General features: G+C 70.7%; 17 protein-coding genes. 9 read left to right on the top strand and 8 right to left on the bottom strand.

The features are described 5' to 3' along the window. Positions 1-100 precede the first annotated feature (100 nt). From ACE3TA_RS20635 to ACE3TA_RS20645, 3 genes are all read left to right on the top strand, one after another. Positions 101-1,690, top strand: coding sequence for a DUF389 domain-containing protein (locus ACE3TA_RS20635; RefSeq protein WP_374576223.1), 1,590 nt, complete (start codon positions 101-103; stop codon positions 1,688-1,690). Continuing rightward, entirely contained in the window at positions 1,687-3,423 is a 1,737-nt protein-coding gene (locus tag ACE3TA_RS20640; RefSeq protein ID WP_374576224.1) for an SLC13 family permease, read from the top strand. The genes ACE3TA_RS20635 and ACE3TA_RS20640 overlap by 4 nt, the downstream gene beginning before the upstream one ends. A 62-nt stretch (positions 3,424-3,485) precedes the next feature. Next, the gene (locus ACE3TA_RS20645; RefSeq protein WP_374576225.1) at positions 3,486-3,884 is read left to right on the top strand and encodes a hypothetical protein; all 399 of its coding nucleotides are present in this window, start codon (positions 3,486-3,488) and stop codon (positions 3,882-3,884) included. A gap of 28 nt (positions 3,885-3,912) precedes the next feature. Here ACE3TA_RS20645 and ACE3TA_RS20650 read toward each other — a convergent pair whose 3' ends face one another. Both ACE3TA_RS20650 and ACE3TA_RS20655 read right to left on the bottom strand, forming a co-directional pair. Continuing rightward, on the bottom strand, positions 3,913-5,109 hold the full coding sequence (locus ACE3TA_RS20650) for a CaiB/BaiF CoA transferase family protein (protein ID WP_374576226.1): 1,197 nt from the start codon (positions 5,107-5,109) through the stop codon (positions 3,913-3,915). A gap of 57 nt (positions 5,110-5,166) precedes the next feature. Beyond that, on the bottom strand, positions 5,167-6,972 hold the full coding sequence (locus ACE3TA_RS20655; RefSeq protein WP_374576227.1) for an ATP-binding protein: 1,806 nt from the start codon (positions 6,970-6,972) through the stop codon (positions 5,167-5,169). Between the two features lie 164 nt (positions 6,973-7,136). On the opposite strand from ACE3TA_RS20655, the gene ACE3TA_RS20660 reads away from it, so the two are divergent. Then, a complete protein-coding gene (locus ACE3TA_RS20660) occupies positions 7,137-8,285 on the top strand; it encodes a DUF2336 domain-containing protein (protein ID WP_374576228.1) in 1,149 nt (382 codons plus the stop codon). A 48-nt stretch (positions 8,286-8,333) separates the two neighbouring features. Then, positions 8,334-9,116, top strand: a complete 783-nt coding sequence (locus ACE3TA_RS20665; protein WP_374576229.1) for an NUDIX domain-containing protein — start codon at positions 8,334-8,336, stop codon at positions 9,114-9,116. Between the two features lie 15 nt (positions 9,117-9,131). Here ACE3TA_RS20665 and ACE3TA_RS20670 read toward each other — a convergent pair whose 3' ends face one another. From ACE3TA_RS20670 to ACE3TA_RS20680, 3 genes are all read right to left on the bottom strand, one after another. Next, a complete protein-coding gene (locus ACE3TA_RS20670; RefSeq protein ID WP_374576230.1) occupies positions 9,132-9,626 on the bottom strand; it encodes an Hpt domain-containing protein in 495 nt (164 codons plus the stop codon). A gap of 64 nt (positions 9,627-9,690) precedes the next feature. Then, positions 9,691-10,473, bottom strand: coding sequence for an NAD kinase (locus ACE3TA_RS20675; RefSeq protein ID WP_374576231.1), 783 nt, complete (start codon positions 10,471-10,473; stop codon positions 9,691-9,693). Positions 10,474-10,506: 33 nt separating this feature from the next. Beyond that, the gene (locus ACE3TA_RS20680) at positions 10,507-11,628 is read right to left on the bottom strand and encodes a DUF2336 domain-containing protein (protein ID WP_374576232.1); all 1,122 of its coding nucleotides are present in this window, start codon (positions 11,626-11,628) and stop codon (positions 10,507-10,509) included. 126 nt (positions 11,629-11,754) lie between these two features. Here ACE3TA_RS20680 and glpK point away from each other — a divergent pair, with 126 nt between their 5' ends. The 4 genes from glpK (at position 11,755) to ACE3TA_RS20700 (ending at position 18,679) form a co-directional block, all read left to right on the top strand. Continuing rightward, complete coding sequence (gene glpK, locus ACE3TA_RS20685; protein WP_374576233.1) at positions 11,755-13,254, top strand: glycerol kinase GlpK; 1,500 nt, start codon at positions 11,755-11,757, stop codon at positions 13,252-13,254. A 62-nt stretch (positions 13,255-13,316) separates the two neighbouring features. After that, complete coding sequence (locus ACE3TA_RS20690) at positions 13,317-14,087, top strand: class II aldolase/adducin family protein (RefSeq protein ID WP_374576234.1); 771 nt, start codon at positions 13,317-13,319, stop codon at positions 14,085-14,087. A gap of 264 nt (positions 14,088-14,351) precedes the next feature. Further along, entirely contained in the window at positions 14,352-15,542 is a 1,191-nt protein-coding gene (locus ACE3TA_RS20695; protein WP_374576235.1) for an efflux RND transporter periplasmic adaptor subunit, read from the top strand. Further along, positions 15,542-18,679: an efflux RND transporter permease subunit gene (locus tag ACE3TA_RS20700; protein WP_374576291.1), complete on the top strand. Its 3,138-nt coding sequence runs from the start codon at positions 15,542-15,544 to the stop codon at positions 18,677-18,679. Before ACE3TA_RS20695 ends, ACE3TA_RS20700 begins: the two co-directional genes overlap by 1 nt. Positions 18,680-18,703: 24 nt before the next feature. On the opposite strand, the gene ACE3TA_RS20705 is transcribed toward ACE3TA_RS20700, so the two are convergent. The 3 genes from ACE3TA_RS20705 to ACE3TA_RS20715 form a co-directional block, all read right to left on the bottom strand. Beyond that, positions 18,704-19,243 (bottom strand): cytochrome c family protein, encoded by a 540-nt coding sequence (locus ACE3TA_RS20705; RefSeq protein ID WP_374576236.1) that lies wholly within the window; start codon positions 19,241-19,243, stop codon positions 18,704-18,706. A gap of 186 nt (positions 19,244-19,429) precedes the next feature. Then, complete coding sequence (locus ACE3TA_RS20710; protein ID WP_374576237.1) at positions 19,430-20,917, bottom strand: metallophosphoesterase; 1,488 nt, start codon at positions 20,915-20,917, stop codon at positions 19,430-19,432. A gap of 132 nt (positions 20,918-21,049) precedes the next feature. Next, positions 21,050-22,069 (bottom strand): mechanosensitive ion channel family protein, encoded by a 1,020-nt coding sequence (locus ACE3TA_RS20715; protein ID WP_374576238.1) that lies wholly within the window; start codon positions 22,067-22,069, stop codon positions 21,050-21,052. Between the last annotated feature and the right edge of the window lie 5 nt (positions 22,070-22,074).

The following is a 22,074-nucleotide window of genomic DNA, read 5'->3' on the forward strand; positions in this document are numbered from 1 at the left end:
GGCAATGATCGGTAATTTCAATCTGGTGTGTTGAAATCCTGCGGTTGTCGCGCAGGATCGGCCTCTAGGAAGCCGTCGCGCAGGACGGTATGGCTTGGGCATGCTGACGCCGATCGCCCGCCACCGCGCCAAGGCGCTTCTCAGATTGGGAGTGATGAAGTGCCGCCAGGCTGTGCACGCGCTGGCGCTCACGTGCCCTGAGGAGCAGCGCCGCCGGATCGAGGCGGACATCCACGCGGCTGGCCGCATCAGCAACGGCTATCTGCTGCTGCTGACCTGCGCTTGCGGCATCGCCATCCTGGGCCTGCTGCAATCTTCCGCGGCCGTGGTGATCGGCGCCATGCTGATCTCGCCCTTGATGGGCCCGATCATGTCCATGGGCGTCTCGCTCGCCCGGTTCGATCCGCCGACGGCCAAGGAGGCCGGGATTTCCCTGGCCGTGGGGGCGCTGGGGGCGATCGCCGCCTCGGCGCTGATCGTCTGGCTGTCGCCCCTGAAGGACGTCACGCCGGAAATCCTGGCGCGGACCCGGCCGACGCTGCTGGACCTGGTCGTGGCGGTGCTGTCCGGCGTCGTCGGGGCCTATGTGACCATCACCCAGCGGGGAGCCGTGATCGCCGGCGTGGCCATCGCCACGGCCCTGATGCCGCCGCTGGCGGTGGTGGGCTACGGCGTGGCCACGATGTCGCCCCAGATCGCGGGCGGGGCGCTGCTGCTGTTCCTCACCAACGTCGTGGCGATCCTGGCCGCGGTCTACGGCGTGGCGCTGCTCTACGGCTTCAGGCACGTCGGCGCGGTCGAGGCGCGCTGGCAGACGCCGGTGCTCCTGGGCGCGATGACGGCGCTCTGCGTGCCCCTGGCGTTGTCCCTGAGGAGCATCGTCATCGAGGCGAAGGAGACCGGCCGCGCGCGCGCCGTGATCGAGAAGACCTTCGCCGACCAGTCGCCGCGGGTCAGCGACCTGGAGGTGCAGCTCGCCCATAGCCGGCTCTCGAAAGTTCAGGCCGTCGTCCTCACGCGCAAGTACGTCTCCGGCGCCGAGGCCTCCGTGAAGAAGGCGCTGGGGCAGGACTGCACCGTGGAGCTGGAGCAAGTGCTGGTCGCCGAGGGTGAGCCGGCCGCTTCCGGTTCGGCCTTGGCCAACCGCGCCTTGACGGCCCAGGCGACCGCGCCGCGCACGCCCGAGGCGCGGCTGCGCGAGATGCTGTCGGCCACGGGCCAGGTCTCCTCCATCGACCGCCAGGACGGCGCGATCACGGCCACGGTGGTGCTGCCCGGCTCGCCGGGGCTGTCGAGCTATCGGGCGCTCGAGATCGCCGCGCAGCGGTTCCTGCCGGACACCGAGGTGCAGATCGTCCCGCCGTTCGCGCCCTTGCCGGTGATCAGCTTCGCGCGCGGCTCGCGGGCGCTGTCCGGCGCCGCGCGCGCCGACCTGGCCGTCACGGCGTGGGCGCTCAAGCGCTGGGGACTGTCGTCCGTCCGGGTCGAGGGCGTCGCCAGCCCCGGCCGGCGCGGGCCGCGACGGATCGACCAGGCGCTCGCCGAGGGCCGCGCGCAGGCGGTCGCCGATGCGCTTTCCGGTTTGGGCGTGACGGTCAGCCAGGTCAGCGGCTCGGTGCCGGACACGCCCGGCGTGGATTCGCCGGACCTGTGGGTCGCCAGGCTGACGCCGGAGGGCCAGGCGCGGTGAGCGAGCCGCTGCTCAGCGGGATCGTCCTGATCCTGACGCTGGTGCTCTTCGCCATGGATCGCGTGCGCCACGACCTGGTGGCCGTCATCGCGCTCGGCGCATGCCTGCTGCTGGGCCTGGTGACGCCGCAGCAGGCGCTCGTGGGCTTTTCCGATTCCGCCGTCGTGGTGGTCGCCGCCGTCCTGATCATCGGCCGCGCCATTGAGCTGACCGGCGTGGCCGCCGCCGCGACCGAACGGCTGGCGGCGCTGCGGGCGCCGTTCCCCCTGCAGCTTGGGGTGCTTCTCCTGGTCGCTGCGGCGCTGTCCTCGTTCATGAACAACATCGCCGCCCTGGCGATCACCATGCCGGCGGTGGCGGGCATCTGCCGCAACGCCCGCCTGCCGCCGGGCGCGGGCCTGATGCCGCTGTCCTTCGCCACGATCCTCGGCGGGATGACCACCCTGATCGGCACGCCCGCCAACCTGATCCTGTCGTCGGTGCGCAAGGACCAGCTCGGCGCGGCCTTCGGCTTCTTCGACATGACCGTGGTGGGCGGCGCCGTGGCGGTTGTGGGGCTCGCCTACCTCTGCTTCGTGGGCTGGCGGCTGACGCCCCGCCGCGCGGGCCGCGCGACCGACGCCGGCGGGCGCAGCGTGTTCGAGCTGCAGCCGCCGCAGCCCGACGGCGTCAAGCCGGTGGCGGCGGCCAAGGTCTTCGCCGCGCTCAGCGGCGCGCGCGCCCATGTGCTGGCCGTGGTCCGCCACCACGAGCGGCTCAAGCCCCGCGCGGTGGACGCGCTCTATTCGACGGACCGCGTCCTGGTGGTCAGCCGCAACGACCCGTGGGAGGTGGCCAAGGCCTCCGGCTGCCGGCTCGGCGCCCCGGTGTCGAACGCGCCGGACGCGGTGACGGCGCGCATCGTGGTGGGCCACGGCTCGCCGCTGGTGGGCCGGCCCTACGACACCATCGCCGCGGAGACGGACGGGGACCTGCGCGTCGTCGCCGCCGGGCCGCGCGCGGCGCGGGCGCAGGGGCCGCTGGGGGCCCTGGACATCCAGCCGGGCGACCAGCTCACCGTCCACGGCCCCGCCCAGCGGCTGGAAAGCTACATCCGCTACGCCCGGCTGCTGGAGGTGGAGCGCAAGGCGGCGGTGGTGGTGCAGCCGCGCCGGGCGGCCCTGGCGGTGGCGATCTATGCGGCGGCGGTGCTGGCCGCGGTGGTGTTCGGCTGGCCCACGGCGCTGACCTTCGCGGCGGCCGCGGCGGCGCTGGCGGCGCTGAAGTTCCTGCCGCCCCAGGAGATCTACAGCTCGATCGACTGGCCCGCGATCGTGCTGCTGGGCGCGATGATCCCGGTGGGGCAGAGTTTCGAGACCAGCGGCGCGGCGGCGATCGTCGCCCATCAGCTCGGCGAATGGCTGGCGGGCGCGCCGCTCCTGGTGGCCGCCGCCTGCACGACGGCGGCCACGCTGATCCTGTCGATCTTCCTGAACAACGTCGCCACGGCGGTGATCATGGGGCCGATCGCCATCGCCGTGTCGCGGGCCCTGGGCGCTCCGCCGGACGCGCTGTTGCTGGCCGTGCTCGTCGGCGCGTCCTCCGACTTCCTCACGCCGATCGGCCACCAGAACAACCTGTTGGTGATGGGCCCCGGCGGCTATCGCTTCGCCGACTACGGACGGGTGGGCTGGATCCTGTCGCTGCTGGTAGTCGGCGTTTCGGCCACGACCATTTCCTTGGTCTATGGCTAGGCGTTGCGCGGCCGCCGACAGGTCACGGCATTGTCATGGGGCTCCCGCGCTCGGCGATGCTATTGAAGCGCGACTATGAATATTCGTTAACCTTTGGGGGCGAACCGGGCATGCCTGAAGTCAACGCATCGGACACCGTCGTCGTGGCGTGCGCGGCGCCCGAATCTTCGGAAAAGATTGTCGGCATTCTTTCCGACTTCGGTTTCAGCGTCGTCGGCCCGGTGGACTCCGCCCGCATGGCGCTCGCGCTCGCCGCCCAGACGCCGCTGACGCTGGCGGTGGTGGGCTCCAAGCTCACCGGCCGCCGCGACGGGCCAGCCCTGGCGCGCGAGCTGATGAACACCTGGGGCGTGCCCTCGGTGCTGGTCGACGCCGATGACGAGGACGCCGACTGGCGCGCCGCCGATCCGGTGGCCGCTCGCCTGCGCCGGGCCCTCACGGAAGCCGAACTAACGGCCTGATCCGGCGATCCGGCGGGCAGGGGCCGTCTCAGGCGGCCGCGCCCTCGTCGTACATCGCCTCGATGTCGGCCGCCGAGAAGCCGGCCTCTTCAAGCACCTTTCGCGTGTCCCGGCCCAGCGCCGGGCAGGGCGGCAGCACGCCCGGGTCAAGCCCGGGGAAGACCGCCGGCGCGGCGGGCGACAGGTGCGCGCGGCCGGATCCGTCGTCCACCTCCACCAGGGCTCCGGCTGCCCGAAGCTGCGGGTCCGCGGCCACTTCGGCCGGGGTCTGGGCGGGCGCCCAGGCGAGGTCGGCTTCGTTCAGCCGCCGCGCGATCTCGTCGAACGCCATGGCGCCGAAGGCGGCGTCCAGTTCGGCGACCAGGAGGGCGCTGTTGTCCTTGCGCGAGCGGCTGGTGCGGAACCGTTCGTCCTCGGTCAGCTCCGGCCGTCCGGCCACCTTGGTCAGCACCGGCCAGTCGACGGCCCCGCCGCGGGGATTGACCACGAACCAGCGATCGTCGGCGCTGCGGTAGAAGTTGGCCACCGGATCGAACGGCGCGGTGCGCGGCTTGTTCGAGGCGAGCCGGCCGAAGCGCAACTGCACGGCCAGGTCCGAGCCGACGGTGTAGACGCCGGTGGCGAGCAGCGAGGTCTGCACCAGGCGGCCGACGCCGGTGTGCTCGCGCTCGTAAACCGCCGCCAGGATCGCCGAGACCGTCGCCAGGGACGTGGTGTGGTCGCCGACGCCCGTGCGCAGCAGGAACGGGTCGTGGCCCTTGGGCGTGGTCATCATCGCCACCCCGGCGCGGGCCCAGAAGGCCGTCACGTCGAAGCCGGGGGTCTCGGCCTCGGTTCCTTCCAGGCCATAGCCGGTGACCATGGCGTAGATCAGCCGCGGGTTGGCCTTGCGCAGGGTCGGCTCGTCCAGGCCCGACTTCTTCAGCGAACTGGCCCGCACGTTGGTGAGGAAGACGTCGGCCTTGGCCGCCAGCCGGGCCAGCGCCTCGCGCCCGCGCGGCTTGGAGATGTCCAGCACCACCGAGCGCTTGCCGCGGTTGTCCATCTCGAACGTCGGGTTGCCGGAAAGCTCGCTCTTGGCGTCGGCGAAGACGTGACGCATCGCATCGCCGCCCGGACGCTCGACCTTGATCACCTGCGCGCCCCAGTCGGCGAGAATGCCGGCGGCGCCGGGCGCGGCGATATAGGATGCGAATTCGACGACCTTCAGGCCATTCAGAAGCACGGCGGTTCCTCCCCTTGGCGGGAAGTCTTAGCCGTGGGCGGGCCGGTTCGGAAGCCTTCAGGCCACCTGGCGCGCGCCGAACTCGCCCTGCGTGGCGCAGGCGTCGGCCACGGCGCGGGCGACCGCGGCCACGGTGACCGGCTTGCGCAGCACCACGTCCGCGCCGGCCTCGACGCATTCGGCTGCCTCGTCGGCGTCGCCGCCGATCACGGCGATGATCGGCGTGCGCCCGGCCGCCTCGGGCAGGGCGCGGATCGCGCGCATCGCCTCCGGGCCGTCCATGCCGGGCATGCGTCCGTCGATCATCAGCAGGTCGAAGTCGCACACCCGGGCCAGATCGGCGGCGCGGCGGCCGTCGATGGCGTGCACCACGTGATGGCCGAGCTGCTCCAGGATGGCGCGCAGCATGGCCGCGTTCAGCGCGTCGTCCTCGGCGATGAGGATGCGCAGGCCCTTGCGTTCGGCAGGCGTCTCGGGCTGAGCCGCTTCCACCTGCGCGACGCGGTCGATGCTGGCCAGCGGATCGAACGGCAGCTCCAGGCGCAGGCAGCTTCCCACGCCGAGCGCGCTCGTCGCCGTCAGCTCCCCGCCCATCAGGCGCGCCAGGTGCAGCGACAGCGACAGGCCAAGACCGGCGCCGCGCACGCCGGCGCTCGTGCGCTGGATCCGGTGGAAGGCTTCGAAGGCCTTCTCGATCTCCTCGGGCGTCAGGCCCGGCCCGGTGTCGGCGATGGCGATGGCCAGGCGCTCGGAGCCGACGAGCTCGATCCGGGCCTCCACGCGGCCGCGGACGGTGAACTTCAAGGCGTTGCTGATCAGGTTGGCCAGGATCTGGCGCACCCGGGCAGGGTCGGCCACCACCGCGCCCTTGCTGGCGTCGGCGAGCTCGGCGTCCACGTGCAGGGCGAACTCCAGGCCCTTGGCCGCGGCCGCCGGCCGGTTCAGGAGCACCAGGTCGCGGACCAGCGCCACGGGATCGAACGCGCGGGTGTCCACGGACAGCCGGCCGGATTCGGCGGTCTCCGAATCCAGGGTCGTGTTCAGCACGTTGATCAGGTCGTTGGTGGCGTCCAGCGCGGCGGAGAGCTGCTCGCGCGACGGCGCCTGGCGGCCGCTGCGGCCGGCCGCGGCGGCCAGCACGTGGGCGACGCCCGCAAGGCCGTTGCGGATTTCGTGCGAGAGCGTGGCGACGATGTCGGACTTCGACTGCGCCAGGCGCTGGGCTTCCTCCGCCGAACGCGCCCGCTCGGCGATCAGGGTCTCGCGGTCGGCGGCCAGCGTGAACTGGCGGCGCAGCGTGCGGTTGAGGATCAGCGCCAGGGCGAAGGCCAGCGCCACCGCGCCCCAGACGAAGGCGGTCAGGTTCGGGTCCGACCGCTCCACGGTGATGGCGATGAGCGGGGCGGCCACGGCGGCGGGCCCGACGATCGCCAGGCTCGGCAGCCAGGGCGCCGTGAAGAAGATGCAGATCACGCCGGCCGCCGACGCCATCATCAGCAGCGCCGTGCGGGCGGGTCCGGCGTCGTCGGCGAACACCGTCACCTGCACGATCGCCGCCGCCCAAAGCAGGCCGCTCAGGATGTGCACCCGCGCGCGGGTCTCCAGGTTCTCGGCCTGCGGTTCGCGCAGCCAGTTCACCACGGCGTAGAAGCCGGCCCAGGCGATGGCGAACGCCACCAGGGCGAAGCTCATCCAGGCCACGTTCGCCGCGTGAGAGCCGACCCATACGAAGATCGGCAGGCTGACCCCGAACGCGGCCAGCGCGTAGGGCAGCAGCGCGCGCTGCGCTTCCAGGGCCTGGTGGGTGACGGAAACGCCGCCGCCCAAGGGCCTGGCCGCTTTGAACATGGGTGAAAAGAACACGTACGCATCCCCTGCGGCGAGGCGCGCAGATTAGGGGCCGTAACGTTGGCGCGGGGTTACCCAAGAGCGTTAACCGCTTATGAGCGGGGGCAACCGAACGTTAAGCCTAAAGCGCCGATACTGGGGCGAACGATGACTTGGCCGATGGGGCCTGCGGGGGCGGCATGACGACGACGCGCGCGGCGTTGACCGACGAAGACATCCGCACGTTGGTGAGGGGAGCCACGCCAGACGAGCGCGCGATGGCGGCTCAGAAGATCTGCCGTTCCATCGATCGCGACGATCTGACCGCCGAGGACCGCGCTCGCGCCAGCGAAATCCTGCGGGTCATGGCCGCCGACGCGGCCGAGCTGGTCCGGCGGGCCATGGCCATCACGCTCAAGTCGTCCGCGGTTCTACCGCACGACGTGGCCATGCGGCTGGCCGAGGACGTGGACAGCGTGTGCCTGCCGATTCTCAGCTTTTCGCCGGTGTTCACCGACGACGATCTGGCTGAGATCGTGCGGCTGGGCGGCGCGGTGCAGCAGGTGGCCATCGCCAAGCGGCCGTCGCTGTCGCAGAAGGTGACCGGCGCCATCGCCGAGCACGGGGTCGAGCGCGCGATCGAGGTCGCCTGCGCCAACGACCGGGCCGACTTCGCCGAATCCGGCCTGCAGAAGGTGATCAGCCGCTTCGAACAGTCCGAGCGGGTGCTGGCCGCCATCGCCTATCGCCAGGTCCTGCCCATGTCGGTCACCGAGCGGCTGATCGACCTTGTCAGCGATCAGGTGCTGGACCACATCGTCAGCCATCACGAGATCTCCCCGGAGACCGCCGTTGAACTGGTCCTCGGCGCCAAGGAGCGGGCCACCATCGACCTGGTGGACCAGGCCGGGCGCACGGCGGACCTGAAGAGCTTCGTGGCGCACCTGAACAAGCACGAGCGGCTCACCGCCTCGCTGCTGCTGCGCGGCCTGGCGCACGGCCACATGGCGTTCTTCGAATGGGGCGTGGCCGAGCTTTCCGGCGTTCCGCACCATCGCACCTGGCTGATGATCCACGACGCCGGGCCGCTGGGCCTACGGGCCATCTACGAGCGGGCGGGCCTGCCGGCGCGGCTCTTCACCGCCTTTCGCGCCGGAGTGGACACCTTCCATTCCATGGAGAACGAGGGCGGCGCGCGCGATCAGAACCGCTTCCAGGAGCGCATGCTGCAGCGCTTCCTCACGCAGAAGCAGACCGTCGGCCGCGACGATACCGACTACCTGCTCGACCGGATGGATCTCGTGGCTCGCCGGTCGCGCCGCGAAGCGCGCACCCGCCTTAGCGCTTGACGTCGCGGCACGCTTGCCGGCCCGGCGGCGTGGGGTTCAATCTGCGGCATGAACCAGAAAGACACTGCGGCCGAGATACGGCCCGCCGCCACCATCCTGCTTCTTCGCGACGCGCCGGGCTTCGAGGTGCTGATGGTCGAGCGTCACCATCAGATCGACTTCGCCTCCGGCGCCCTGGTCTTTCCGGGCGGCAAGTGGCACGCGGGGGATCATGATCCGGCCTGGCTGGAGCACGTGATCGGCGGCGACGACTTCGATTCCGACCAGCGCGCCCTGCGCATCGCCGCGATCCGCGAGGTGTTCGAGGAGGCCGGCGTGCTGCTGGCCCGCAAGGACGGGGCGATGATCTCGGGCGAGGCCGCGCCAATGGACGTGCGCGCGGCGGTGGACCGGGGCGAGATGGCGTTCCTGGACGTCGTGCGGGGACTGGGCGCCAAGCTTGATCTGGACAGCCTGACCATCTTCGCCCGGTGGATCACGCCGGCGATCATGCCCAAACGGTTCGATACCTGGTTCTACATGGCCAAGGCGCCGGCCGACCAACTCGCCGCCTGCGACGGGCGCGAGACCGTGGACGCCACCTGGATCGCGCCGGCCGAAGCGCTGCGCAAGGCCGAGACCGGCGAGCGCAAGATCATATTCCCTACGCGGATGAATTTGCAGCTTCTGGCCGAAGCGAGCGACGCCGGCGACGCCATCGCCCGGGCCAAGGCGCGCCCGCTGGTGACCGTCGAGCCCAAGGTCGAGGATCGCCCGGACGGCAAGGTGCTGACGCTTCCGGCGGACGCCGGCTACGGCGATGTGGCCGAATCGCTGTCGTCGGTGGCCTAGGCGTCGTTCAGGGGCTTAGAGCCCCATGTCCGCGACGCGGCGTTCGAGCTCCTCGACCAGCGCCTTGCCGATGGGATGGTCGTCGGTCTTGATGCCGTCGCGGGCCGAGGCCTTGATCGCGTCGATGTGGCCGTCGATCAGCGCCATCGGCGCCTGGTCGCGCTTGTCCTTGTCGTCGATCAGCCGGCACAGCGAGGCGGCGATGCGGGTGATCAAGGGGAATTCGTAGGTCGTGCCCAGGCCCTTCAGGTCGTGGGCGCGCAGGTAGAGCTGCTCCATGGTCTCGGCGTTGACGCCTTCGCTCTTCACGCGCTGGCGCGCGGTCTCGAGCTTGACCACTTCGTCCTGCAGCCACTGGGCGAAATTGCCCGACAGGTTCTTCAAGGCGGCTTCCGCCTTGGCGATAGCGGCTGGATCGAAGCCGCCCAGACGGCCGCCCACCTTCAGGCGAAGGGTGTTGGGGACCTGAATCACTTGTCCGGGGTTTTGCTGGCTCACACGCGCCTCCATCAAGCAACGCGAATGAGTCTAGGACGCACCTGTTAACAAACGTCTTCGACGCTATTGTAGCGCTTTAGACGGAAAACTGCTCGGCGAGAACGCGTTCTTCCAGACTGCGCCCGGCGTCGAACAGCATGGTCAGGGTTATGTCGCGGTCTTCGGCCACGTGAACTTCCAGCACGTCGCGCACCTCGAAGTTGTCCGCCACGGCGCTCACGGGACGCTTGTCGGCCTCGAGGATTTCGAAGGTGACGCGGGCCGTGTGCGGCAGCAGCGCCCCGCGCCAGCGCCTGGGCCGGAACGCGCTGATGGGCGTCAGCGCCAGCACCTTGGCGTCCAGCGGAATGATGGGGCCGTGGGCCGACAGGTTGTAGGCCGTCGAACCCGCAGGCGTGGCCACCAGCGCGCCGTCGCAGAACAGCTCGTTCAGCCGCACCCGCCCGTCGATGGAGATGCGCAGCTTGGCGGTCTGGCGCGTCTGTCGCAGCAGCGAGACCTCGTTGATGGCCAGGGCGCGATGCTGGCCGCGGCGGGTGTCGACCGCCACCATGCTCAGGGGATGGATCGCCGCCCGTTCGGCCGCGTTGATCCGCTCCAAGAGGTCGTCTTCGCTGTATTCGTTCATCAGGAAGCCGACCGAGCCGCGGTTCATCCCGTAGATCGGCTTCGGCGCCTCGATGTGCCGGTGAAGCGTCTCCAGCATGAAGCCGTCGCCGCCCAGGGCGACGACCACCTGGGCCCGGTCCTCGTCCACATCGCCGTAGCGCGCGGCGAGGCGCTCGCGGGCCTCCTGGGCTTCAGGCCGCTCGCTGGCGACGAAGGCCAGGCGGGTGACGAAGGGTTCGGGCTTGAACATGGGGCGCCACAAGTCCCCACGCGGCGACGCTTGTCAAACGGAGGAAACGGCCTGCCGGAAAGCGGCGGAGGCGACCTCCGGCGAGAACGGGCCGAACGCCCCGACGGCGCGCCGGGCGCCCTCGGCTCCGCCGCTCGGGCGCCCGCCATTCAGTTGACGGACGAGATCGAGCATGTCGGGGAAGCAGCTCTTGTCGATGCCCACGGCCGCGCAGGCCAGGGCCAGCAACTCCGGCCGGTCTGAATCGATCGCGCGGCGCACCTCTTCGAAGTCGAAGCCGCCGAGCGCGGCGAGGGCGGCCTCGAACAGCGAGATGCGGTGCTCGCGCAAGGCGCGCAGCAGATAGGCGGGCCTGAGCTGCCCCGCGGCGTGCAGCTTGGATATCAGCCGCCGCTCCATGCCCTCCCGTTCCTCGTTCACGGTCATGGGAAGCTCGTCGTCGCCCTCGCTCGTGACCGCCCCGTGGGCCGCGTGGACGGCGTGGGCGAGCTCGGCGTCCAGCGCCTGGGCGTCCAGACGGAAGCGGCCGACGAGCGCCTGGCGCAGCGATTGGCCGACCCACACGTAGAGGCGCTGGGCCATGCCAGAGGTCAGTTCCGGCCGGCGCGACAGCGGCGCGCGCAGCCCGGTCACGTGGCGCGAGGCCTCCAGGAGCTGCTCCATGTCGAACGGCGACAGCTCGGTGTGCGTGTTGTCCGCGAGCGCCGTCAGCACCGCCGGCTCGGCCGCGCTCAGGATGGCGGCGACCACGGGCGGGCCCAGGCTCGGCCGGCGCGCCACCTCGATCTGGTGCTCGACGGTGGCCTCCACGAGCAGGCGGACCAGGTCGTGATCCTTCAGCACAGGGCTTTGGGCGATGATCGGCGCGGCGATCTCCAGGTCGTCCAGGGCGAGGACGTTGATCAGGGCCGGCGGCGCCCAGGCCGCGGCGGCGAGCTTTTCGGCCAGGCGGCGGCGGATGTCCCGCTCGGCCTCGACCACCAGGCTCATGAAGATCGAGTTCAGCAGCGCCTGCACGGCCGGCGCGGCCATCGATTCCTCGCCCTCGCTGGAGTTCGCGAGGTCCACGACGGCCAGCAACAGGCGCTCGCGGTCCTGAGGACTGCGGCTCTTGGCCAGGCCAAGGATCTGCTCGGTCTTGATCGCTACGCCCAAACCGGGGACCCCCACCCGTTCGCTGCGCGGGACAACTTTGGACGAGCCTCCTCCCGCGAAGGTGAAAACATGTTTAAACCGGCCAAGCCGCTGAGCAGACACACGGAAAAAGGGGAGGGACGCCGCGTGGCCGAACCGCTCATTCTTGCGCTCGACCAGGGCACGACCAGCACGCGGGCCATCGTGTTCGACCGGCGCGGTCAGCCCTTGCAGACGGTTGGGCGCAACCTGAAGCAGTATTATCCGGCCGACGGTTGGGTCGAGCACGACCCTGACGAGATTTTCGCCGCCGCGGTCGAAGTTCTGCGCGAGGCCGTCGAGGCCTGCGGCCGCGGCGTCGAGGCGATCTCGGCGATTGGTGTGACGAATCAGCGCGAGACGGTCGTGGTCTGGGACAAGGCCACGGGAAAGCCGATCCATCCGGCGATCGTCTGGCAGGACCGCCGCACCGCGGCCGCCTGCGACCGGCTGCGCGCGGCCGGTCACGAGCCGCGGGTGACGGAGGTGACGGGCCTGCTGCTGGATCCCTACTTCTCCGGCGCCAAGATCGCCTGGCTCCTGGACAACGTCGCCGGGGCGCGGGTGCGCGCGCAGGCCGGCGAGCTGCTGGCCGGCACGATCGACACGTGGGTGATCTGGAAGCTGACGGGCGGGCGCGTCCACGCGACCGACGCCACCAACGCCTCGCGCACGCTGCTCTTCGATCTGCGGGCGCAGGCGTGGTCGGACGAGATGCTGCGCATCTTCGACGTTCCCGCCGCGCTGCTGCCCGAGGTGCGCGACAGCGCCGGCGACTTCGGCGAGACCGAGCCGGCGCTCCTTGGCCGGCCCGTGCCGATCCGGGGCGTGGCCGGCGACCAGCAGGCCGCGCTGATGGGGCAGGGGTGCGTGTCTCCTGGCGAGATGAAGGCCACCTACGGCACCGGCTGCTTCCTGCTGGTCAACACCGGCGAGGCCGCGCCCGTGTCGCGCTCGCGGCTGCTCACCACGGTCGCCGCCCGCGTCGCCGGCAAGACGACCTTCGCGCTCGAAGGGGCGATCTTCATCGCCGGAGCGGGCGTCCAGTGGGTCAACGAGGGGCTCGGCGTGGAGGGCGGGCCCCTGGCGGTCGAGCGGCTGGCGCAGGCGGCCCGGCCTGATCACGGCGTGGTGCTGGTGCCGGCCTTCACCGGCCTCGGCGCGCCCTGGTGGGACGCGGCCGCGCGCGGCGCGATCTTCGGGCTCACCCGCGACGCTGGGCTGCCCGAGATCGCCCAGGCGACATTCGACGCCTCGGCCCTGCAGACCCGCGACCTGATCGAGGCCATGCGCGCCGACGCGCCCGAGGCGTTCGGCGCCGAGGCCGTGCTGCGCATCGACGGCGGCATGGCGCGCAGCGCCTGGTTCGCTCAGCGGCTGGCCGATCTGACGGGCGTGAACGTGAACCGGGCGACCTTCCAGGACACCACGGCCCTGGGCGCGGCGCTGTTCGCCGGCATCGGCGCCGGCGTCTACGCGGACATGGCCGAGGCCGCCGAGGCCCGCCCGCAGGCCGAGCCCGTCACGCCCGCCATGGGCCGCCATGCGCGCGAGACCGCCTATGCGCGGTGGCTCGACGCGGTGGCGCGCACGCGGTCGAATACTTGACCCGCCGGATCGGCGGGGCGAAACCTAATCGCAGATAACTTCAAGACGCATGGGAGGCCGAGATGGCCGATGGTTCGCTCGCGGGCGTGATCTCGCTCAAGGACAAGGTCAGCGCCGAGGAATGGCAAGCGCGGGTGGACCTGGCGGCGCTCTACCGCCTGGTGGCGCTGCACGGCTGGGACGACCTGGTCTACACCCACATCTCGGCGCGGATCCCGGGGCCCGAGCACCACTTCCTGATCAATCCCTACGGCATGCTGTTCGACGAGATCACCGCCTCGTCGCTGGTGAAGATCGACCTGGACGGGAACATCCTCCAGGACACGCCCTACTTCATCAATCCGGCGGGATTCACGATCCACTCGGCCATCCACGCGGCTCGCGAGGACGCCAAGTTCGTCATGCATCTGCACTCCGACCAGGGCGTGGCCGTGGCCGCCCAGAAGGAAGGCCTTCTGCCGCTGTCGCAGCACGCGCTGATCGTGCTGCCGCGGCTGGCCTACCACGACTATGAAGGCATCGCCCTCAACCTCGACGAACGCGAGCGCCTGGTGGCCGACATCGGCGACAAGACCCTGATGCTCCTGCGCAACCACGGCACCTTGTCGGTGGGCGAGAGCGCGGCCGACTGCTGGGTGGGGATGTTCTTCCTCGAGCGGGCCTGCAAGCAGCAGGTCATGGCGCTGTCCGCCGGCCGCGAAAACGTGCTGTTCGCGCCCGAGGCTTCCCAGGCCGAGGTCAAGATGCAGACCGGGCGCGGGATCGGCGGCAAGCTCGCCTGGCCGGGCTGCCTGCGCCGGCTTGATCGCGAGCTGCCCGGTTACGACGCCTAGACGAATCGGGCCCCGGCGGCGCGCAGGCGCCGCCAGGGCCCTGTCGTCCCGCAGTCATTAGCGTTTGTTTTCTGCGCCGGAATGGAATTTGGCGCCGTTTTTCGGCGCTCGTGTCGGGTGGGGGCGCCCAATTCCGCATCTGTTTCAGCGCGGCAATCGCTGCGCCATCGTTCTGTAGCTGGATTGGGTATATCCGGCCTCGTCGCGTTCGGGGCCGTCGTTGGTCCTGGGCGCCTTTCAGGATCGGGACACGGAGCCCCCAGTTTGCTGCGTCGCCATTTCTTTCTCGTCAGTGCGCTGACGGTGCTCGTACTGATGGTCGCTGCGGCCGGCCTGAAGTTCGCGCTGGGCGGCAAGGGCCCGTCCGGCGCGAATGAACGGCCGGGCGCCGCGTCGTCCAAGGCCGGCGGCTCCGCCGGCGGGCGCAGCCGCGGCGGCATGGGCGGCCCGACCCAGGTTTCGTCGGTCACGGTCCAGCCGCGCACGTTCGTCGACGCCATCGAGGTGCTGGGCGTGGCCAAGGGCCGCCAGTCGGTCACGCTGAGCGCGGCCACCACCCAGCTCGTCCAGACCGTGCACATCCACGACGGCGAGATGGTGCGCAAAGGCGACGTGCTGGTCGAGCTGAAGTCCACCGAACAGGATGCGGGCCTGGCCCAGGCCCAGGCCAAGCTGGTCGAGGCCGAGCGCGCCTTCGAGCGCTGGAAGACGCTGGGCGAGAAGGGCTTCGCCTCCAAGGCGTCGATCGACCAGTACGAGGCGGCCTACATCTCGGCCAAGGCCGACGTGGAGGCCGCCCGCGCCCGCCAGGGAGACCGCGTGATCCGTGCGCCGTTCTCGGGCGAGGTCGGGCTGACCGACATCGCGCCCGGCGCGCTCATCAATCCCGGCGCGGCGATCGTCACGCTCGACGACCTGAGCACGATCCGCGTCGATTTCGCCGTGCCTGAACGCTACATGGCCGACCTGCACGAGGGCCAGCAGATCACCGCCACCGTCGACGCCTATCCGGGCGAGATCATCACCGGCCAGGTCGCCAAGCTCGACACCCGCGTGAACGAAACCACCAGGGCGATCACCGCGCGCGCGGAGTTTCCCAATCCGGGCCACCGGCTGAAGCCGGGGATGCTCGTGCGCGTCTCCATCGCCCACGGCCAGCGCCAGAGCCCCGCCGCGCCCGAGACCGCCCTGGCCGTGGAGGGCGACTCCGCGTTCGTCTATCTCATCGCCAACCAGGACGGGAAGATGGTGGCCGAGCAGCGGGCCGTGGTCACCGGCGCGCGCAAGGACGGCTTCGTCGAGCTGCGTGAGGGCGTCGCGCCGGGCGACCGCATCGTCGCCGACGGTCTCAACAAGGTCACGCCGGGCCAGCCGATCCGCCTGGCCGGCGCCGGCGCCGGCGCGGGCGGCGGCGTGGGAGGGGGCGGCCAGGCGCGGCCCCGGCCCGCGGCATGATGCTCTCCGACATTTCCGTCCGGCGCCCGGTGTTCGCCGCCGTGGCGGCGATCATTCTCTGCGTCGTCGGCTTCGCCTCGTTCGGCGCCTTGTCGGTGCGCGAGCTGCCCAGCGTCGACCCGCCGATCGTCTCGATCCAGACCACCTACACCGGCGCGTCGGCCGAGGTGGTGGAAGAGCGCATCACCCAGGTCATCGAGGGCCAGGTCGCCGGAATCCAGGGGATCGACCGGGTGACCTCGTCGTCGCGTGACGGGGCCTCTCGGATCAACGTCTCCTTCACGCTCAACCGGGATCTCGACGCGGCGGCCAACGACGTGCGCGACGCGGTCTCGCGGGTGGCCTCGCAGTTGCCCGACGAGGCCGATCCGCCTCAGGTGGCCAAGGCCGACGCCGACGCCCAGCCGATCATGTTCCTGAGCCTGTCCTCCGACCGGCTCAACCGCATGGAGCTGTCGGACTACGCCCAGCGCTATCTGGTCGAGCGCTTCTCGACCGTGCCGGGGGTCGCCAACGTGCGCGTCGTCGGCAGCCAGCTTTTCTCCATGCGCATCTGGCTCGATCCGGAGGCGATGGCCGCGCGCGGCCTGACCGTCGACGACGTCAAGAACGCGCTGACCAGCCAGAACCTGGAGTTGCCGGCCGGCTCGCTCGAGGCGCCCAGCAAGGACTTCACCATCCGCGTGGCGCGGGGCTATTCCACGCCCGAGCAGTTCGCCAGGCTTCCGGTGCGCCCCAGCAACCTCGGGGTGATCTCCTCCAGCACCGGCTACGTCACCCGCCTGGGCGATATCGCGCGGGTGGAAGAGGGGCCTGACGAGCGGCGCCGGATCTTCCGGTCCGACGGCGTCGACCAGGTGGGCATCGCCATCACGCGCCAGTCGCAGGCCAACGACCTGGACATCTCCAAGGGCGTGCGCGCTGCGTTGCCGGAGATCAACCAGGCCCTGCCGCCCGACACCCGGCTGAAGATCGCGGTCGACTACACCTCCTTCACCGCCGAGGCGATCAAGGAGGTGTGGATCACCATGGGCATTTCGCTCGCCCTGGTGGCCCTGGTGAACTTCATCTTCCTGGGCACGCTGCGGGCGGCGTTGATCCCCTCGATCGTCGCGCCGATCTGCATTCTGTCCACCTTCATCGTGCTCGCCCCGCTGGGCTTCTCCATCAACCTGCTCACGCTGCTGGCGCTGGTCCTGGCGATCGGCCTGGTGGTCGACGACGCCATCGTCGTGGTCGAGAACATTCAGCGCCGGATCGACGACGGCGAGCCGCCGCCGGTGGGCGCCCAGCGCGGCGCGCGGCAGGTGTTCTTCGCCGTGGTCGCCACGACCATCGTGCTGGTCTCAGTGTTCGCGCCGCTGATGTTCATGCCCGGCTACATCGGCCGGCTGTTCGTCGAACTGGCGGTGGCGATCGCCGCGGCGGTGTCCTTCTCGGCCCTGCTGGCGCTCAGCCTGTCGCCGATGCTGGCGTCCAAGCTGCTGCGGCCGGCCAATAGCGAAGGCTTCATCGCCCAGCGCGTGAACGTGGCCATGAACAGGCTGCGGGAGTCCTACCACGCCTCGCTGGACGCCCTGCTCGGCAGGCGCAGCGCGACCTATGCTGCGGCGACGCTCGTCGCCGTGCTGGCGGTGGCCGCGGCCGGGCTGTTCGTCATGCTGCCCAAGGAACTGGTGCCCAACGAGGACCGCGGCCGCGTCGACTTCATGATCATGGGGCCCGAGGGGGCTGGCTTCGACTATATCCAGAGCGTCAGCCGCAAGGTGGAGACGCGGCTGATGGCGCTTCTGAAGAGCGGGGTGATCAACCGCTACGTCATCTCCAGCCCGCGGTTCGGCAACACCCAGTACAACACATCCGGCGGCAACGTGACGCTGGCCCCGCACCACAAGATCGGCTCCCAGGAGCTGGCCGCCCAACTCAACCGCGAGTTCTCGTCGATCACCGGCGCGCGGGTCATCGCCTCGGTCCGGCCGAGCCTGCAGCGCGGCGGGGGCAGCAGCTCCAGCGTCGACCTGATCCTGGTCGGCAACGAGTATCCGCAGATCGCGCGGCAGATCGAACCGATCCTCAGGGCCGCCGAGGCCAATCCGGGCATGTCGCGCGCCCGCCTGGATTACGAGCCGACCTCGCCGCGGCTGATGGTCGAGCTTGACCGGGAGAAGGCCGTCTCGCTCGGCGTCACCGCCCAGTCGGTCGGCTCGGCGCTCGAGACGATGTTCGGCTCCAGCAAGGCGACGACCTACATCAAGCAGGGCCAGGAATACGACGTCATCCTGCAGACCGACCGCCAGCGGCGCGAGACGGCCGAGGATCTCAGCAAACTCTATGTGCGGACCAGCGCGCGCACGCTCGTGCCGCTGTCCTCGGTGGTGACCACGACCGTTCGCGGCGACACGCCCGACCGCTCGCGGGTCGACCGCCTGCGGGCCATCACCCTCAGCGTGCAGCTCAACCCCGGCTACACCACCGGCGACGCGGTGAAGTTCTTCCAGAACGAGGTCGCCAAGCAGTCCGGCATCGCCATCAAGTGGGGCGGGGCGGCGCGCGACTATCTGGAGGCCGGCGGGGCGGTGGCCGTCGCCTTCGGCCTGGCGCTGCTCCTGGTGTTCCTGGTGCTGGCGGCGCAGTTCGAGAGCTGGATCCACCCGGGCGTCATCATGCTGACGGTGCCGGTGGCGGCGCTTGGCGGGCTCTTCGGCCTGTTCATCGCCGGGTCCACCATCAACACCTACAGTCAGATCGGACTGATCATCCTGGTCGGCATCGCCGCGAAGAACGGCATCCTGATCGTGGAGTTCGCCAACCAGCTTCGCGACGAGGGCCTGTCGATCCGCGAGGCGGTGATCGAGTCGGCGTCGCTGCGGCTGCGCCCGATCATCATGACGTCGATCTCGGCGGCGGCCGGCGCGATCCCGCTGATCGTGTGGGGCGGCGCGGGCGGCGAAGCCCGCAAGACTATCGGCGTGGTGATCTTCTTCGGGGCGATCTTCTCGACCCTGCTGACCCTGTTCATCGTGCCGGTGTTCTACAACCTCCTGGCGCGGTTCACGAAGTCGCCGATGCACATGGCCCGGCGCATCGACGCCTTCGAGGAGGCCGAGCGGGCGCGCGCCGCCAACGCCGCCGAATAGGCGCGCAGGCGGCGCGGCGAGCGCCTATTCGCCGGCCTTGCTGGTCTCGACCTTGAGGTAGGCGATCACGTCGATCTTGTCCTTGTCGCCCTTCAGGCCGGCCACGGGCGGCATCTTCACGCCCGGGATCATGGCTTGCGGGTCGGGCAGCCACTGCGAGAGCTTGTCGAAGTCCCAGGTGAAGTCGGCGTTCTTCAGGGCGTCGGAGTAGTTGAACTTCTCATGCGAGCCGGCCTTGCGGCCGAAGACGCCGTAGAGGTTGGGCCCGGTCATGTTCGGGCCGTCGGGCGTGATCGTGTGGCACGAGCGGCACAGGGCGAAGCGGCGCTTGCCGTTTTCCAGGTCGGCGGTGTTGTAGGGCGCCGGCAGGGACGCGAGCAGCTTGGCGGCGTCCTCGCCCTGCTCTTCGTGCTCGCCGCCTTCATGCTCGGCGCCGGCCGCGGGGCCTTCTTCGTGCCCGGCCTCGGCGTGCTCGCCCTGTTCAGCGGCCGGCGCAGGAGCCGAAGGCTTCTGACCGCATCCGGCCAGAACCACGGCGGCGGCGGCGGTCACGGAGATCGTCATTAGAATGCGCATGGACTCTACCAACACCTCTTCTCGTGCAAACGCGCGCGCAAGCTAGCGAAGGGCGCCGCAGATGCAACGCCGATCCCTGTTCCTGAGACGCGTAATCAGCGCAATTTCGACAGGCCGCGAACGGCGGGTTCCGCCGGGCGTCGCTCGCGCCCGCGCGGCCCGGAAATCAGCGGCTCAGGGGCGGACGATGCAGTCGCGCCCGGCGCCGCGCAGGGCGCCGCAGAAGGCGCGCGCTTCGTCCTCGGTGGCGAAGCCGGCCACCAGGGCGCGATGGAGCGTCTGATCGCCCACCTGCACGTTCTCCATCTCCAGGCGCTTGCCCGCGGCCGGGCCGGGGAGGCGCTGTCGCACGGCCGTCCATGCGGCCTCGGCGGCGTCGGTGGAGGCGACCGCGGCGATCTGCACGCGGGGCCCGCCGCCAGGCGGCTCCGGCTTCGCGGGTGCGGCGGCGGCCGGTGCGGCGGTTGCCGGAGCCGCGTCCAGCGGCGGCGGCGGGCCCACGGCGTCCTGCGCCTGCGACGGCGCCAGGGCGCGTAGCTGCGGCGTCGAGGCCGCATCGGCGCCCGCCCTGGCGGCGGCCGGCGCGGCTCCGCCGACTGCAGCCGCCTTGGTGGCCGGGAGGGCGGGGAGGCCCGGATCGGCCTGGCCGCGCAGCTCGGCGGCGATCGATTGCGGCGAGACGTCCGACGAGGGCTTGGCGACCGGCTTGTAGAGGATGACCGCGGCGGCGGCCGCCGCCGCCAGGGCCGCGCCAGCGGCGATGGCCGGGGCGCGGAGGGCGCCGGTCCGCCGCTTCGGGGTCGCTGGCGTCAGCTTGCGGCGCGGATCGCGCGGGCGCGGCGTCTCCGCCTCGGCGAAGGCGCGGTCGACCGTGTCCCAGACGTCGATGTCGACGTCGCCGTCGTCGGGATTGATCGACACCTTGATGAAGTCCTGCCGGCCGGCCTCCAGCCGCAGCGCCGTCAACGCGTCGGTGGCGTAGGCGCCGGTGTCGATGCCGATGCGGGCGCGCCCGCGCACGGGCCTGGGATTGACCGTGTGGCCGTGCACCACCACGCCGGGCCAGATCGGCGGCTCGTCGTCGTAGTCGCGAAACCACATCATGTCGGCGTCGGTCTGCTCGTCGAGCGGCGTGTCGGGCCGCAAGCCGGCGTGCACGAAGATGTAGTCGCCGAACGCGATGCGGAGCTCTGTGTCCCGCAGGAAGGCGACGTGCTCGGCCGGGATGGCCCTGGCGGCGGCCTGGCGCAGCTTGTCGACCGAGGGATTGGCCAGCTCGCCGCGGAGCGAGACGCCATACGAGCGCAGGGTCTCCACGCCGCCATACTCCAGCCAGCGCGTGGAATCCTCATGGCCGTCGAGCAGGCTCAGCAGCACGTCCTCGTGGTTGCCGCGCAGGAAGACCGTCCTGCACTCGGCCTGGCCCCGAAAGCGGATCAGATGGTCGATCACGCCGGCCGAGTCCGGGCCCCGGTCGATGTAGTCGCCAAGGAAGACGGCGACGACGCTCTTGCCGTCGCGGGCGTCCGCCTCGGTCTCGACCGCGAGCTGTTCGGTGAGGCGCTCCAGAAGATCGAGCCGGCCATGCACGTCGCCCACGGCGAACACGATCGTCTGCTGCGGCGCCTGGGGCGCGCCGCCGGCGCGCATGCTGGATGTCATAGTCGAAGCCGATGGAACCAGGACTGTGCCCGTCACGGAAACGGGCGATGAGCGAAATCTAGCATGGCGGCGACTCGCCGCTCCAGGGGCTCGCCGATACGGCCGGCGCCGAAGCGCGCGCCAGGCCGCCGATCAGGCGCCTTCGGGCTCGCCGCCGCCCGATTGGCCGGCCTGGGGTTTGGCCGCCTCGGCGGCGGCCTCGCGCAGCAGGTCCTCGGCCGCGTCGTTCGTGGACTTCGCCTTGGGCGCGGCGTCCTCGGCGGCCTGCACCTTCAGGCCCATGGAGCGGGCGGCCGCCTCGCCCTCGCGGCCGAACAGGCTGCGCACGCGCAGGTCGACCTGCGGGAAGGGGATTTCGATCCCGGCCTCGCGCAGGGCGTCCTCGATGGCCCAGGTGTAGGCCGCATGGGCCGAGGCCGGCCGCTTGACCGCCTCGAACGAGGGCCACACCACCAGCTCGAAGTTCAGCGAGGAATCGCCGAAGCCGATAAGCCACACCTGGGTGCGGCGGGTGTCGGTGTCGGGCAGGGTGAAGGGCACCTTGTGGGCGGCGGCCAGGACGGCGTCGCGCACCTTGGCCTTGTCGACGCCGTAGGCGACGCCGAACGGCACGTGGAGGCGCCGGGTCTGGCCCTTGAGCGTCCAGTTCACCACCTCGCCGTCGATCAGTTTGGAGTTGGGGATCACCACGTCCAGGCCGTCGTTGGTGAGCAGGCGTGTCGCGCGCGGGCCGACCTCCAGGATCTCGCCGCGCATGCCGCTTTCGATCTCCACGTAGTCGCCCACGTGCACCAGCGGATCGAAGATGATCACCAGGCCCGAGACGAACTCGCGCACGATCCCCTGCAGGCCGAGACCCACGCCGACGCCCACGGCGCCGGCGAACACCGTCAGCGACGTCAGGTTCACCCCAAGGGTCGACAGGCCGATGAAGCCGCCGGCGAGGATCACGGCGTAGCTGGTGAGCTTCTCGACGATGTAGATCGACTGGGCGCCGGACCGGGAGCGCGAGCGCAGCCGCTGCAGGGTGATGGTCACGAGCCGGGCGACGGCGAACGCCAGGATCACGATGATCAGCGCCGCCCCGATCCGGCCGGCGATCGGGGTCCAGGCGCCGGATTCCACCCAGGCGATCAGCGACTCCGCCGTCATGTCCG

It is taken from the genome of Phenylobacterium sp., assembly GCF_041916435.1.
Classification (GTDB): Bacteria; Pseudomonadota; Alphaproteobacteria; order Caulobacterales; family Caulobacteraceae; genus Phenylobacterium.